Annotated in this window: 12 protein-coding genes; all 12 read left to right on the top strand. The window is 76.2% G+C overall.

The window, feature by feature from the left end:
- The first annotated feature begins 2 nt into the window (after positions 1–2).
- From AC6JBM_RS18490 to AC6JBM_RS18435, 12 genes are read left to right on the top strand one after another with little or no spacing between them, the layout of a single operon-like run.
- Positions 3–1,208, top strand: coding sequence for a beta-ketoacyl-[acyl-carrier-protein] synthase family protein (locus AC6JBM_RS18490; protein ID WP_497984818.1), 1,206 nt, complete (start codon positions 3–5; stop codon positions 1,206–1,208).
- The gene (locus AC6JBM_RS18485; RefSeq protein ID WP_497984817.1) at positions 1,205–2,296 is read left to right on the top strand and encodes a beta-ketoacyl synthase N-terminal-like domain-containing protein; all 1,092 of its coding nucleotides are present in this window, start codon (positions 1,205–1,207) and stop codon (positions 2,294–2,296) included. Before AC6JBM_RS18490 ends, AC6JBM_RS18485 begins: the two co-directional genes overlap by 4 nt.
- The gene (locus AC6JBM_RS18480; RefSeq protein ID WP_497984816.1) at positions 2,293–3,402 is read left to right on the top strand and encodes a beta-ketoacyl synthase N-terminal-like domain-containing protein; all 1,110 of its coding nucleotides are present in this window, start codon (positions 2,293–2,295) and stop codon (positions 3,400–3,402) included. The genes AC6JBM_RS18485 and AC6JBM_RS18480 overlap by 4 nt, the downstream gene beginning before the upstream one ends.
- Positions 3,399–4,157, top strand: a complete 759-nt coding sequence (locus AC6JBM_RS18475; RefSeq protein WP_497984815.1) for a beta-ketoacyl synthase N-terminal-like domain-containing protein — start codon at positions 3,399–3,401, stop codon at positions 4,155–4,157. Before AC6JBM_RS18480 ends, AC6JBM_RS18475 begins: the two co-directional genes overlap by 4 nt.
- On the top strand, positions 4,154–4,945 hold the full coding sequence (locus AC6JBM_RS18470; protein WP_497984814.1) for an alpha/beta fold hydrolase: 792 nt from the start codon (positions 4,154–4,156) through the stop codon (positions 4,943–4,945). The genes AC6JBM_RS18475 and AC6JBM_RS18470 overlap by 4 nt, the downstream gene beginning before the upstream one ends.
- The gene (locus tag AC6JBM_RS18465) at positions 4,942–5,880 is read left to right on the top strand and encodes an acyl-CoA thioesterase family protein (protein WP_497984813.1); all 939 of its coding nucleotides are present in this window, start codon (positions 4,942–4,944) and stop codon (positions 5,878–5,880) included. The genes AC6JBM_RS18470 and AC6JBM_RS18465 overlap by 4 nt, the downstream gene beginning before the upstream one ends.
- Positions 5,877–6,575, top strand: coding sequence for a 2-hydroxychromene-2-carboxylate isomerase (locus AC6JBM_RS18460; protein WP_497984812.1), 699 nt, complete (start codon positions 5,877–5,879; stop codon positions 6,573–6,575). The genes AC6JBM_RS18465 and AC6JBM_RS18460 overlap by 4 nt, the downstream gene beginning before the upstream one ends.
- Before the next feature lie 27 nt (positions 6,576–6,602).
- Complete coding sequence (locus AC6JBM_RS18455) at positions 6,603–7,337, top strand: class II aldolase/adducin family protein (RefSeq protein ID WP_497984811.1); 735 nt, start codon at positions 6,603–6,605, stop codon at positions 7,335–7,337.
- A gap of 11 nt (positions 7,338–7,348) precedes the next feature.
- The gene (locus AC6JBM_RS18450; protein WP_497984810.1) at positions 7,349–10,147 is read left to right on the top strand and encodes a cytochrome P450; all 2,799 of its coding nucleotides are present in this window, start codon (positions 7,349–7,351) and stop codon (positions 10,145–10,147) included.
- Positions 10,144–12,369: an acyl-CoA dehydrogenase family protein gene (locus AC6JBM_RS18445; protein ID WP_497984809.1), complete on the top strand. Its 2,226-nt coding sequence runs from the start codon at positions 10,144–10,146 to the stop codon at positions 12,367–12,369. Before AC6JBM_RS18450 ends, AC6JBM_RS18445 begins: the two co-directional genes overlap by 4 nt.
- Positions 12,366–12,962 carry an NADPH-dependent FMN reductase gene (locus AC6JBM_RS18440; RefSeq protein WP_497984808.1) on the top strand — a complete coding sequence of 199 codons (597 nt, stop codon included), beginning with the start codon at positions 12,366–12,368 and terminating at the stop codon, positions 12,960–12,962. The genes AC6JBM_RS18445 and AC6JBM_RS18440 overlap by 4 nt, the downstream gene beginning before the upstream one ends.
- Positions 12,959–14,230, top strand: a complete 1,272-nt coding sequence (locus AC6JBM_RS18435) for an MFS transporter (RefSeq protein ID WP_497984807.1) — start codon at positions 12,959–12,961, stop codon at positions 14,228–14,230. The genes AC6JBM_RS18440 and AC6JBM_RS18435 overlap by 4 nt, the downstream gene beginning before the upstream one ends.
- The last annotated feature ends 10 nt before the right edge of the window (positions 14,231–14,240 follow it).

Raw genomic sequence — 14,240 nt, 5'->3', positions numbered from 1 at the left:
CGGTGCACCCGGTCGTCGTCACCGGCCTGGGTCCGGTGTCCAGCGTCGGCATCGGCCGCCCCGAGTTCAAGCAGTCGCTGCTGGCCGGGCGGTCGGGCATCGGCCCGATCGAGAGCTTCGACACCCGGGGCTTCCCGTACGTCAACGGCGGCGAGGTGACCGGGTTCGAACCGCGGGCCCTGCTGGAACGGATCGAGCCCGCGCACTGGGGCCGCTCGGCGCTGTTCGCCGCGGCCGGGGCCCGGCTGGCGGTGCGCGACGGCGGCCTGGACCTGGATCGGGTCGACGCCGGTCGCGCCGCCGCCGTGATCGGCACCACCAGCGGCGAGTCGCAGGTCGTGGAGCGGATCACCGCTCAGCTGGTCGCCGGCGGGTTCCCCGCCGCGGACGCCGCGCTCTTCGGGCAGGCACCGGCCGGGCGGCTCGCCCACGCGGTCAGCGCGGAGCTCGGCCTGTGCGGGGAGTCGATGACGCTGGCGACCGCCTGCTCGGCGAGCAACTACGCCCTGGGGTACGCGCACGACCTGATCGCGACGGGGCAGGCCGACGTGGCGCTGGCGGGTGGCGCCGACTCGGTGTGCCGCTGGGCGCACGCCGGCTTCTACCGGCTCGGCGCGCTCACCGCCGACGCGTGCGCGCCGTTCGACCGCGACCGCTCCGGGATCCTGACCGGCGAGGGCGGCGCGGTGCTGCTGCTGGAGAGCGCCGGACACGCCGCGGCGCGCGGCGCCCACGTCTACGCCGAACTGCTCGGCTACGGCGTCAACTGCGACGCGCGGCACATGGTGGCTCCGGACGCGCCCACGATCGCCGCCTGCATGCGGATGGCGCACCGGCACGCGGGCATCAAACCGGACGACGTGGACTACATCTGCGCCCACGGCACCGGCACCCCCGCCAACGACTCCGTGGAGGCGGCGGCCGTGCGGGACGTGTTCGGCGCGGCACCGCCCCCGATGAGCTCGATCAAGTCCATGCTCGGGCACACCATGGGCGCGGCCAGCGGCTTCGGCGCGATCGCCTCGGCGCTCGCCATCGCCGACGGGTTCCTGCCGCCCACCATCAACTGGCGCACGGCCGACGAGTCGCTCGAGGGCATCGACCCGGTGCCGAACCAGGCCCGGCCGGCCACCGTCCGGGTGGTGCAGAACAACGGGTTCGCCTTCGGCGGCAACAACGCCATCACCATCCTCGGAGCCGTCGCATGACCGGGACCGTGATCACCGGCTGGGGTGTCCTCAGCGCCGCCGCGGTCGGGGCCGGGCCGCTCGTCGCCGCCGTGGCGCCGATCGGGCACGGCGCCGCCGCCGCGCCCCGCACGACCGCCGTCGACTGGTACGCCGAGCCGCTGCCCGCACCGGCCGCGGCCGTGGTCGAAGGCCTCGACTTCACCGCCCTGCTCGGCCGCAAGGGCACCAGCACCTTCGACCGGGCCACCGGGCTGGCCGTCGTCGCCTGCGGGCAGGCGCTGTCCGACAGCGGGCTCGCCGTGTCCGACGAGACCCGGCAGCGGATCGGCATCACGCTCGGCACCACCCTCGGCAGCCTGCGATCCACCAGCGACTTCAGCCGCGAGACCCTGGTGCAGGACAAGCCGTACCTGGTCAATCCGATGCTGTTCCCGAACACCGTGATGAACTGCGCGGCCGGGCAGGCGGCGATCCGCTTCGGGCTCAAGGGCGTCAACGCCACGGTCGCGGGCGGGGCACTGGGGTTCCTGGGTGCCTTGCGGTACTCCACCAACGCGCTGCGCGCCGGCTATGCCGATGCCGTGCTGACCGGCAGCGTCGAGGAGTACACCCCGCACTCCGCCTGGGCGGCTCACCACGCACCCGGGGCGGCGCCCGGGGTGCCGACGGGTGAGGGCGCCGCCGTGTGCGTCGTCGAACGCGCCGAGGCCGCCCGCGCGGCCGGCCGCCACGTCGACGCCGAGGTGCTCGCCGCCACGGCCGGGTTCGCCGCGGCCGCGGACGCCTGGCCGGACGCGCTGGCCGGGTGTGTGCGCCGGGCGCTCGCGGCGGCGGGTGCCGCCCCGGCCCAGGTGACCCTGGTCGTCACGGCCGACCCCGCCGAGAGCGCCGCCGTCGCCGCCGCGCTGGACGGTTCCCGCTGCCGGACGCTGGCGGTGCGGGAGGTCTTCGGCGAGTGCCAGGCCGCCTCGGGCGCGTTGCAGGTCGCGACGGTCCTCGCCGTGCACCGCGGCGACCCGGCCCGCGACGGGCAGCTGGCGCTGGTCACCGGCCACACCCCGGACGGCGCCGTGGGAGCGGCGCTGCTGCGGGGGTGGAGCCGGTGAGCGTGCTGATCCTGGCCAGCGAGGTGCGCACCTGCCTCGGCGACGGCGACGCGACCTACGCCGCGCTGCTGGCCGGGCGGACCGGAGTCGCACCGCTGCGCGGCGTCGACGGCGCGCGGATCAACGTGCTCCACGGCTACGAGATGCCCGGCGCCGACCACGGCCGGCCGCTGCGGGCCGGCGCATGGCTCGCCCAGTGCGTGATCGCCGCGCTGCGCCGCGCCGGCGTCGATCTCGCGGCCGAACCCGCACGGCGGGTCACGGCCGTCGTCGGCACCGGGCTGCGTGAACTGTCCGCGGTCGAGGCCGGCGACACCCGGGCGGAGGACCTGCACTTCGCCGGCGTGGTCCGGGCCGCGGCGCCGGTGCTGGGCGAGGTGCTCACCATCGCCAACGCGTGCAGCGCGGCCGGGCACGCCCTCGCCCTCGGCCAGGACCTGCTGGAGCTCGGCGACGCCGACGTCGTGGTGGTCGGCGGCGCGGACGCCATGACCGAGTCGATGCTGGCGATGATCGGCCGGATGGCGGACGCGCCGACCGACCGGATCCGGCCGTTCGACGCGGACCGTCGCGGGGTCCTCCTCGGCGAGGGCGCCGCCGCCGTCGTGCTCGCCCGGGACCCCTCACCGGGCCGGCGGCCGGTCGGCCGGGTGCTGGCGACCGGGCTGTCCTGCGACGCCGAGCACGAGACCGCACCGTCCGCGGACGGCATCGCGCGGGCGATGCGGGACGCCTACCAGCGCGCCGGCCGGGCACCGTCCGACGTCGACCTCGTGGTCGCCCACGGCACCGGGACGGCACTCAACGACCCGGTCGAGGCCGTGGTCCTGCGCGCCGAGGTCGGCGGCCGGCCGCTGGTCACCGCCGTCAAGGGCGCCATCGGGCACACCTCCGGCGGATCGGCCCTGATGAGCCTCGACGTGGCGCTGCGCTGCCTCGCCGGCGGGCCGGTGCCGCCCGTCGTCGGGCTGCGCGAGCCCGCACCGGAGGCGCACGGACTGCGGCTGGTGACCGGCGCACCCGCGCCCGGCCGGATCCGCCTGGCCCAGGTCGACGCGTTCGGCTTCGGCGGCGTCAACGCGGTCACGCTGGTGGCGGCGCCATGAACCTGACCGTGCTGGCCAGCGCCGTGTACCTGCCCGGGGACGACCCGGGCGCCCCGCCGCCGGAGCGGGCCCACGAGGTGCTCGGCCGCAAGGGACTGCTCGGCAAGGACGCCGCCACCCGGCTCGCGATCTGTGCCGCGCACCGGACCCTCGAGCGGCCCGACCGGGCACCCCGGCCGGCCGGGCCCGCCGACCCCCGGACCGCGGTCGTCGTCAGCTCCAACCTCGGCAACGTCGCCGCCGTCCGGGGCGTGGTGCGCACGGTGCGCGAGAGCGGTGGCCGTGGCGTGAGCCCGCTGCTCGCCCCGGTGTTGTCCAGCAACGTGATCGCGGGGGCGCTGGCCATCTGGTTCCGCTGGAGCGGGCCGAACCTGATGATCTGCTCGGGCGCGACCGGCGGGCTCGACGCGGTCGCGAGCGCCGCGCTGCTGCTGCGGTCCGGGCGGGCCGAGCGGGTGGTGGTGGTCGGCTGCGAGCCCGCCGACCCCGACGCGGCCGCCGTCTACGGACGCCCGCTGCGGGCCGCCGCCGCCTGCCTGATCCTGGCCCGCTCCGGGCCGGCCGGGAGTCCCCACATCGGTGCGGTCCGTCCGGTCCCGGACGGCGGCGCCGCCGGGGACAGCTACGGCGCCGACGGCGTGCTGCGGGTCGCCGATGCGGCCGCCGCCGTGCGCGCCGGGAGCTCGACCGGCCGGTTCGTGGTGTGCGGCGACGCCGCCGACGGGTGGCGCGGTGTGCGGGTGAGCGCGTCGTGAACCGCAGTGCGCAACCGCGTCCGTTGCGGGCCGGCGGCGACGGGCCGCTCGTCGCCTTCGTGCACGGCATGGAGGACGGCTGGGAGAGCTGGATGCCGCTGGCCGAGCGCCTTCCGGCGGGCTGGCGCGCGGTCGCGCTGGACCTGCCGTGGCGTTCCGGCAACGACTACCGCTGGCGGCACACCACCGCCGCCGACTGGGTGGGCCGCGGCCTCGCCGCTCTCGATGAGCCGGTCGCGGTGCTGGTCGGCCACTCGCTGGGGGCCACCGCCGTGCTGGGCCTGCTGGCCGGCCCGCAGGCCCCGGCCACCGCGCCGGACGCACGGGCGGTCCTGCTGGCGCCGTTCTACCGGCCACCGGAGGTCCCGGTCAGCTGGGCGGTGTTCGAGCGATGCCGCCGCGAGTTCGACGCGATCGTGACGCAGGGCCTCGGCCCCCGGCTCGGGCCGCGGGCGGCCCTGCTCGACCCGGACCTGCGCGAGCTGATCGTGGCCAAGATGGTCGAGCGGATCGGCCCGATCGGCTTCCTGACGCTGTTCGAGCACTTCCTCGCCACCGCGGAGCTGCCGCTGGGCTCGGTCCGGACACCGGCCCTCGTGCTCGCCGGCAAGGCCGATCCGTGCCTCGCCGGCGGCCGGGCCGAGGCACTGGCCCGGCGGATGCCGGCCGCCACGGTGCGCATCCGGCCCCACTACGACCACTTCTGCCACGTGGCGCAGGCCGCCGACGTGGCCGGCGAGCTCCTCGGGTTCGTCGCCGACCCGGCCTGGGAGGAGACCAGCGCATGACCACCGACACCACGACCGGCCCGGCCGTCGAGACGGTCCGGCTCGGCCACCCGCGCTTCACCGGGGCCAACATCCGCACCTGGATCGGGTTCAAGCACTTCATGTACCTCGTCGAGGAGGCGATCCTGGAGTGGTTCCGGCGACAGGGCCAGGCGCCCGGCCGGCTGTACCTCGAGCACGGGCTGGGCCTGGAGATCGTGGACTCCTCGGTGCTCCTGCCGGCCGTGCTCGAGCTCGACGACGAGGTCACCGCGCTCGTGGCCCCGGCCGCCGGGGGCGAACCGGGCCGCTTCTCCGTGCGGCTCCTGGTCACCCGGGACGGACGCGAGGTCAGCGTGCTGCGCGGGCGCGTGAGCGTCGTGCTGGTCGCCGAGAAGGACCCGCCGGGCAGCGCGCCCGCCGGTGCGCTGCGGCCGCTCGTGGTGGCGGAGGCCGGCGGCGGCGGTCCCGGCACCGCGATAACCGGTGATGTCGCCGCGACCCTCACCCCGCACGGCTCGACGGCCCTGCTCTGGTCGTGGCGCACGGCCTACCAGCACTGCCACTACTCCGACCGGGTCCAGCATTCGGCCTACGTGGCCGCGCTGGAGGACGTCGTCGAGCGGTTCCTGGCCGACCGCGGCATCTCGGTGCGCCGGATGCTCGCCGAACGGGCCTGGATACCGGTCGTGTCGCGGGCGCGGGTCACCCTGCTCGCCGACGTGCACATGGAGGAGACGGTGCACACGACGTTCGTGGTCACCGACGTGCTGCGCGGCACCACCTTCGACGGCCGCATGGACTGCTACGTGCGGCGCGGAGACCGGCTCGTGCACACCGCGACCGCCACCATCCTGCACGGCTACGCGGTCAGCCGCGGACCCGGCGCCGGCCGGCTCGCCGAGCTCGACGCGCCGACCGTGGCCGCGCTCACCGGCGGGCCGGCCCGCCGATGACCAGGCGCGCACCCCGGGTGTACTTCTCGTTCCGCAGCCCGTTCAGCTGGATGGCGGTCCGGCGGCTGTGCGAGGCCGTGCCGGATGCGATGACGCGGCTGGAGTTCCGGCCGTACTGGGACCCCGACCCGCAGACCGAGGCGGCGCTCACCGAGCGCGGGGCGGAGTTCCACTACGTGCAGATGAGCCGGGCCAAGCACCGCTACATCCTGCTCGACACCAAGCGGCTGGCCGCCCGGGCCGGCCTGCGCATGGTCTGGCCGATCGACGTCGACCCCTGGTGGGAGCTGCCGCACCTGGCCTGGCTCAAGGCGCGGCGGCTGGGCCGGGCCGAGCAGTTCTACGCCGCGGCCACCGCCGCCCGCTGGGAGCACGGCCGCGACATCTGCGAGCCGGTGACGCTGCGCGAGGTGGCCCGCGCCGCCGGGCTGGACGGCGACGAGCTCGCGGGCGCGGTCCACGACCCGGCGATCCGGGCCGAGGCCGTCGACTGCCTGGTCGCCGCGTACCACGACGACGTCTTCGGCATTCCCTACTGCATCGCCGGCCGGGACCGGTTCTGGGGCCTGGACCGGCTGGACGACTTCGTCGCCGCCTTGCACGCGCACCCCAGTCCCGAACCAGAGCGCGATGCCGGCCGGCCCGCACCCGCCGGTGCCGCCTACGACACCGACACGGCCGGCGGTTGCGGCTGATCGCAGCGGCGGAAGGAACGACACGGTATGAGCACGAGAACGCCTGACCAGGAGCGGCTGTACCGCCGCCGGCAGCTCGCGGCGGCCTTCCGGGTGTTCGCCGAGCACGGCTTCGACGAGGGCGTGGCCGGCCACATCACGGCCCGCGACCCGATCCTGACCGACCACTTCTGGGTCAACCCGTTCGGCACCCACTTCGGCGACATCCGCGCCGGCGACCTGCTGCTGGTCGACCACGCCGGCCGGGTGGTGCGCGGGACGGGCCGGATCAACCCCGCGGCGTTCGCCATCCACGCCGCCGTGCACGCCGCCCGGCCGGACGTCGTGGCGGCGGCACACGCCCACTCGACGTACGGCCGCGCCTGGTCCGCGCTCGGCCGCCCGCTCGACCCGATCACGCAGGACGCCTGCGCGTTCTTCGAGGACCACACGGTCTACCGCGACTTCACCGGCGTCGTGCTGGACCTGGACGAGGGCAAGCGGATCGCGGCGGCGCTCGGCGGCGCGAAGGCGACGATCCTGCGCAACCACGGCCTGCTCACCGTCGGGCACAGCGTGGGCGAGGCCGCGTGGTGGTTCGTGGCGATGGAGAGCTGCTGCCGGGTGCAGCTGGCCGCCGAGGCGGCCGGGACGCCCGTCCGCATCGACGCCGCCGAGGCCCGGGCGACCCGGGAGACCGTCGGCGGCCACGACATCGGCCGGTTCAGCTTCGGCCCGCTCTACCGCCACGCGGTGCGCCGGGACCCGGGGCTGCTCGACTGAGGAGGAACGAGATGGCAGAACTGGTACGCAGGGCCGCCGCGGTCTCCGGCGAGCAGTGGGCCGTCGTCGACGACCATTCGCCCCGGCAGTCCTGGACCGCGCTCGACGAACGGGTGAACCGCTGGGTTCACCTGCTGCGCGCGCGGGGACTGGGGACGGGGGACCGGGTGGCCGTCTTCGCCGGCAACCGGCGCGAGGTCGTCGAGGCGGTGCTCGGCTGCCTGCACGCCGGGGTCACGTTCGTGCCCGTGAACTGGCACCTGACCGCGGGCGAGGTCGCCTACCTGCTCACCGACTCACAGTGCCGGGGACTGGTCGTGGACCGGGCCCGCGCGGCGACCGCGGCGGCCGCGTTGTCCAGCGCCGCGATCCGCCCCGACCTGTGCGTGGTGACCGGCGGACCGGATGGCGTCGAGGGCTTCGAGGCGCTCGAGGCGCTGCTGGACGCCCAGCCCGGCGACGAGCCCGCGCAGCAGTGCTCGGGCGCGACCATGCTGTACACCTCCGGCACCACCGGCAACCCGAAGGGCGTGGTCAACGGGCTGCTCGTCGCCGGCGCCCCGCTCGGCCGGGTCGATGTGCTCGTCCAGCGGTTGCAGGCCGGCCTCGGCGTCGACCGTGGCGGCCGCGCGCTGCTCGCCGGCCCCTGGTACCACTCGGCGCAGCTGTTCTTCTCGCTGTTCCCGCTCCTGGGCGGGTGCCGGTTGGTCATGCACGACGGATTCGACCCGGCCCGGGTGCTGACCGCGATCGACGAGCAGGGCATCACCAGCAGCCACCTCGTGCCGACCCAGTTCATCCGGCTGCTGCGCCTGCCGGCCGAGGCCCGGGCGGCGTTCCGCGGCGCGACGCTGCGCCGGGTCTGGCACGGCGGCGGGCCGTGCGCGATCGACGTGAAGCGGCAGATGATCGAGTGGTGGGGCCCGGTGCTCACCGAGTACTACGCGGCCACCGAGGGCGGCATCGCCACCGTGATCGACTCGGCGGGCTGGCTGAGCCGGCCGGGCAGCGTCGGGCGGGCCGCGCCGCCGAACGAGCTGGTCGTGGCGGGCGCCGACGGCACGCCGCTGCCCGCGTTCGCCGAGGGCACCGTCTACCTGCGCCGGCCGGCGGACAACGACTTCCACTACCACGGGGCGCCGGAGAAGACCCGCGACGCACACCTGGCGCCGGGCACGTTCACCTACGGCGACACCGGATACCTCGACGACGACGGCTACCTGTTCCTCACGGGGCGGCGGGCGGACACGATCGTCTCCGGCGGGGTCAACGTCTACCCCGCCGAGGTGGAGGCCGTCCTGCAGACGCACCCGGCGGTGCGCGACGCGGCCGTCTTCGGCATCGCCGACGACGAGTTCGGCGAACGGGTGACGGCCGCCGTCGCGGTGGCGCCGGACGCCCCCGCCGGCACGGCGTTGTTCGAGCAGCTGGACCGGCACTGCCGTGCCCGGCTCGCCGGGTTCAAGGTGCCGCGGCAGTACCGGGTGGTCGGCTCCGTGCCCCGCGAGCCGACCGGCAAGCTCCGCCGCCAGGTGCTGCGGGACCGGCTGGCCGCCCCGGACCCGCTGCTCGCCGATCCGGCGACGTACGCGACCGGTGTCCCGCACGACGAGTTCCGCCGCCGGCGGGCCGAGTCGCCGGTGGCGTGGGCCGGCGAACCGCCCCTGCGCCGGCACCGCGGCGGCACCGGCACGCACACCCGCACCGGCGCCGGGTTCTGGGCGGTGACCGGGCACGCCGCCGTCGTGGCGGCCTCCCGGGACACCGCGACGTTCTCGTCGGCGGCCGGCGGCGCCTTCCTCGCCGACCCGCAGACCCCCGAGCAGCTGGAGCGGGCCCGGCAGCTGCTGGCCAACATGGACGCCCCCGAGCACACCCGGCTGCGGAGCCTGGTGAGCACCGCCTTCGGCCCGCGTTCGGTGCGCGCCCTGCGCCGGTCGATCCGGCAGAACGCGGCCGAGGTCGCCGACGCCGTGCTCGCGGCCGGGGAGTTCGACGCCGTCGCCGACCTTGCCGCGGAGCTGCCGCTCATCGTGCTGGCCGACCTGTTCGGCATGCCGAGGGCCGACCGCGGGCTGCTGCTGCGCTGGAGCAACCACCTGGTCGGCTTCGACGACCCGCGATTCGGCGGAGGCGACGTCGCCGTGTACCGCGACACGTTCGCGGAGGCTTCCGACTACGTACGCCGGCTCGCCGCGCACCGCCGCGCCCACCCCGCCGACGACGTGGTGAGCCTCCTGGCCAACGCCGAGGTCGACGGGCGGCGCCTCACCGATCAGGAGCTGTGCCAGTTCTGGATGCTGCTGGTGGTGGCCGGCAACGAGACCACCCGGCATGCGATCTCGGGCGGCCTGCTCGCGCTCACCGAGCACCACCGGCAGCGGGACCGCCTGGTGGCCGACCCGGCCCTGCTGCCCACCGCCACCGAGGAGATCCTGCGGTGGGTCACCCCGATCATGCAGTTCCGGCGTACCGCCACCGCCGACACCGAACTGGCGGGGCAGCCGATCGCCGCCGGGGACAAGGTCGTCCTCTACTACATCTCGGCCAACCGCGACGAGGCCGTGTTCGAGCGGCCGGACGACTTCGACGTGGCCCGCCAGCCGAATCCGCACCTGGCGTTCGGCGTCGGCGCGCACTTCTGCCTCGGCGCCGCGCTGGCCCGGGAGGAGCTCTCGACGATGCTCGAGTTCCTCCGCCCGCACCTGTCGCGCCTGGAGCTGACCGCGGCGCCGACCCGGCTGCAGTCCAACTTCATGAACGGGCTGACGGCGATGCCGGTCCGCTTCACGCCGGAGCGTGCGCGATGACCGCCGCCGGGTTCCGCGCGGCCGCCCGGGACTGGCTGGCCCGGCACGCGGACACGCCCTGGGGCGAGGGGCTGGACGGCGCTCGCCGGTTCCAGGGCGCGCTGCACGCGGCCGGGTTCGCGGGCATCGACTGGCCGGTCGAGTACGGCGGCCGGGGTCTCGGCGCCGACGACGAGCTGGCGTTCGCCGCGGAGTCCGCCGGCTACGACCTGCCCGGCGAGCCGTTCACCATCGGGCTGCGGATGGTCGGGCCGACGCTGCTGGCCTTCGGCACCGAGTCGCAGCGCCGCCGGTACCTGCCGCCGCTGCTGCGCGGCGAGGAGATCTGGTGCCAGCTGATGTCCGAACCGGGCGCCGGCTCCGACCTCGCGGCGCTGGCGACCCGGGCCGAGCCCGACGGCGACGACTTCGTGGTCACCGGCCAGAAGGTGTGGACGTCCCGCGGGCAGTGGGCGGACCTCGGTGTCCTGCTCGCGCGCACCGACCCGCGAGCGCCCAAGCACCACGGCATCACGATGTTCGTGGTCGACATGCACGCGCCGGGCGTGACGGTGCGGCCACTGCGCGACCTCGCCGGGCGGGACGTCTTCAACGAGGTCTTCCTCGACCGGGTCCGGGTGCCGGCGGGCCGGATCATCGGCGAGCGCGACGGCGGCTGGGCCGTGGCCATGGCCATGCTCACCCACGAGCGGCAGTCCAGCGCGGCGATGCTGCGCGCCTCCGGCACCACGATCACCGCGGCCCAGCTCGCGCGGGCGGCCACCGGCGACCGGGCGATCGCCCTCGATCGGGTCGGCCGGGTGCGCGTACACGAGAACGCGCTCGCGTCGCTGCGGGCCGAGCTGGCCGCCGCCGCGCGCTCCGGCGGGGAGCTGGGCGCCCGCGGCTCGGTGGCCAAGCTGGCCTGGGCGGCACTCGACCGGCTGGCCGCCGAGACCGCGTCGGAGGTGGCCGGCCCCGGTGTGGTCGCCCGTTGCGGGCGGCCGGGGGAGCCGGACCTCGCGACCGCCGTCGGCGTCGCGCTGTCGACCGGCATCGCCGGCGGTACCGATGAAATCCAGCGCAATATCGTCGGGGAACGGCTCCTCGGCCTGCCCCGCGACGGCGACACCGCCACCCGGCCCGCCGCGGCGCCGACGTCGGCCGGCAGCGCCGAGCTCGACGCGCTGCGCGACGCGGTGCGCCGGTTGCTCACCCGGCACGCGGCCATGCCGCAGGTGCGCGCGGTGGCCGACGGCTGGCACGGCTGGGACCGCCTGCTGTACAAGCGCCTCGCGAGCGAACTGGACCTCGTCGGGCTGGCGGTGCCGCGCCGGTTCGGTGGCAGCGGGGCCGGCTGGCGGGAGGCCGGCGTGGTCTGCGCCGAGCTGGGCCGGGCGCTGGCGCCGGTGCCGTACCTGACCGTGGTCCTCGCCGCGCAGGCCCTGGTCGCCGGCGGCGACGAGCGGTCCGCGGCCGAGCTGCTGCCGCCCGTCCTCGCCGGGGCGACCGTGGCGGTCTGGGTCCGCCCGCCGGACGGCGCGGTGACCGCGCGCGGAGACCGGCTGACCGGCGTGGTGCCGCTGGCCGCGGACGCGCTCGCCGCGGACGTCCTGGTCCTGCCGGCCGGCGGCGACGACGGTCCCGGCCTGTACGTGCTCTCGGCGCGCGGTCCCGGAACGCGTCGCGACCGGCTCGAGGCGCTCGACCCGACCCGGCGGCTGGCCCGGCTCGAGTTCACCGGTGCCCGGGCCCGCAAGCTGTCCTGCACCGATCCGGCGGGGGTGATCGGCCACCTCGACGACCTCGCCGCGCTGCTGCTCGCCGCGGAACAGTACGGCGGGGTCGCCGAATGCGTGCGGATGGCGGTCGCGTACGTCAAGGAGCGTACGCAGTTCGGCCGCCCGATCGGCGCCTTCCAGGCGGTCAAGCACCGCTGCGCGGATCTGCACGTCGTCGCGGAGCAGGCCGGGGCGCTCTGCCGGCACGCGGCGACCGTCGCCGACACCGCACCGCACGAGCTGCCGGAGGCGGCGGCGAGCGCCAAGGCCTACCTCGCCGAGCACTACCAGCGGGTGGCGGCCCAGACCGTGCACCTGCACGGCGGTCTCGGCTTCACCTGGGAACACGACGCCCACCTGTACCACAAACGGGCGCTGACGTCCGCCGTGCTGCACGGCGACGCGACCGGACACCGGCTGCGCATCGCCGCCCGGCTCGGCCTGACCGGGGAGGCCGGATGACAGTGCGGGAGATCGCCGGCACGCCGCGGGTGGTCCTGCTGGCGGGCTCGCTCAGCGCGCACTCCAGCGCGGACCGGCTGGCCCGCTGGTGCGCCCGCCGGTGCGCGGCGGCGGGCCTGCCCTCCGCCGTGTTCAGCGGGACCGACCTGGAGTTCCCGTTCTACCGGCCGGGCCGCACGGAGCCGCGGTCCCGCGCCTTCCTGGACGCGCTGGCCGGAGCGGACGGCGTGGTGCTGCTCTCGCCCGCCTACCACGGTGCGCCGAGCGGGCTGCTGAAGAACGCCCTCGACTACGTCAACGAGCTCGCCGGCGACCCGCGGCCCTACCTGCACGGCCGGGCGATCGGCTGCGTCGGTGTGGCCGGCGGCGACCAAGGCGCGCACTCGACGGTCGCGTCGCTGCGGACCATCGGCCACGCGCTGCGCGGCTGGCCGACCCCGCTGGGGGTGACGCTCGCCCGGGAGCGCGCGGCGTTCACCGACGACGGATCGCCCGCCCACCCGAGCGCGGTCGCCGATCTGACGGTGATGGTCGAACAGGTCCTGACCATGGTTCGCTGGGCGGCCCGCGAGCAGGCGGACGCGGTGCTGTGACCGGCATCGCGACCGATCCTGCCGATCCTGCCGACCCAGCCGCTGCTGCCGATCCCGCCGCTCCGGTCGTCCTGCGCCGCAACCGGGATTTCACGCTGCTGTGGCTCGGGCAGGCGGCCTCGCAGCTCGGCTCCGGCATGTCCGCGGTCGCCTATCCGCTGCTGGTCCTGGCCCTCACCGGCTCGGCGGCGCTGGCCGGCACCCTCGCGGCCGCGGTCACCGCGGCCACGGTGCTGGCGCGGTACCCGGCCGGCCTGGTCGTCGACCGGTGCAGCCGCCGCGCTGTGCTGGTGTCCTGCGACGCCCTGCGGGCCGTGACCCTGGCCGCGCTCGGCATCGCCGTGCTGACCGGCCACGCGGGGTTTCCCGCCGTCCTGGCCGCCGCGCTCGTCGAGGGGGTCTGCGCGGCGTTCTTCGCCCCGGCCGAGCTGGCCGCGGTGCGCCACGTCGTCCCGGCCCCGGCGGTGGCGGCGGCCGCGGCCGGCAACCAGGCCCGTGGTCACCTCGCGGGCCTGCTGGGCAATCCGGCCGGCGGTGCCGCGTTCGGGATCTCCGCCGCCCTGCCGTTCCACCTCGACGCGGCCTCATACCTGGTGTCCCTGCTCTGCGTCGCGGGCATCCGCACGCCACTGCGCGCGCCGCGGCGGCCGGACCCGGCCCCGGATCGGGTGTCCGGTAGCGAGATACTGGCCGGCGTGCGCTGGCTGTGGCGGCACCGGTTCCTGCGGGCGACGCTGCTCTGGAGCGCCGCCGTCGCCGTCGTCTACAGCTCGATGGGGCTGCTCGTCGTGGTGCTCGCGCACCAGCGCGGCGCCGGGCCGGGCGGGATCGGCGTGATGCTCGGGATGGGCGGCGTGGGCGGCCTGCTGGGGGCCGTGGCCGCGCCGTGGCTGCTGCGGCGCCTGTCCGCGCGCGCCGTCGTGCTCGGCTTCGGCTGGTGCGGCGCGGCGAGCGTGGGGCTGCTGCTCGTGGCCGGCTCGCCGTGGACGATGGGGGCGCTGGCCGCCGTCGCGTACTTCCCGGCGCCCGCGCTCGTGGCCGGGATCCAGGCGCGCATCGCCACCGAGGCGCCCGATGCGTTGCTGGGACGGGTCAGCAGCGCGGCGAGCCAGCTGGCCGCGGTCGCGACGCCGGCCGGGCCGCTGCTCGCCGGACTGCTGCTCGGCCTGGCCGGTGCGGTGGCCACCGTGTGGTGCTACGCGTCCGTCATGGTCCTGCTCGCCGTGGTCGCGATGATGAGCCCGGGGCTGCGATCGGGCAATGGGTAGAAGCGGCCCC

It is taken from the genome of Dactylosporangium thailandense (genome assembly GCF_059739745.1).
Note: the sequence above shows the minus strand (reverse complement) of the source record. Positions and strands in the feature narration are given on the sequence as shown.

Bases quoted from the DNA above. Each gene is read 5' to 3' on its own strand.
- AC6JBM_RS18475 (WP_497984815.1), top strand. From the start codon at position 3,399: ATGAACCTGACCGTGCTGGCCAGCGCCGTGTACCTGCCCGGGGACGAC.
- AC6JBM_RS18450 (WP_497984810.1), top strand. From the start codon at position 7,349: ATGGCAGAACTGGTACGCAGGGCCGCCGCGGTCTCCGGCGAGCAGTGG.
- AC6JBM_RS18465 (WP_497984813.1), top strand. From the start codon at position 4,942: ATGACCACCGACACCACGACCGGCCCGGCCGTCGAGACGGTCCGGCTC.
- AC6JBM_RS18460 (WP_497984812.1), top strand. From the start codon at position 5,877: ATGACCAGGCGCGCACCCCGGGTGTACTTCTCGTTCCGCAGCCCGTTC.
- AC6JBM_RS18455 (WP_497984811.1), top strand. From the start codon at position 6,603: ATGAGCACGAGAACGCCTGACCAGGAGCGGCTGTACCGCCGCCGGCAG.
- AC6JBM_RS18440 (WP_497984808.1), top strand. From the start codon at position 12,366: ATGACAGTGCGGGAGATCGCCGGCACGCCGCGGGTGGTCCTGCTGGCG.
- AC6JBM_RS18485 (WP_497984817.1), top strand. From the start codon at position 1,205: ATGACCGGGACCGTGATCACCGGCTGGGGTGTCCTCAGCGCCGCCGCG.
- AC6JBM_RS18445 (WP_497984809.1), top strand. From the start codon at position 10,144: ATGACCGCCGCCGGGTTCCGCGCGGCCGCCCGGGACTGGCTGGCCCGG.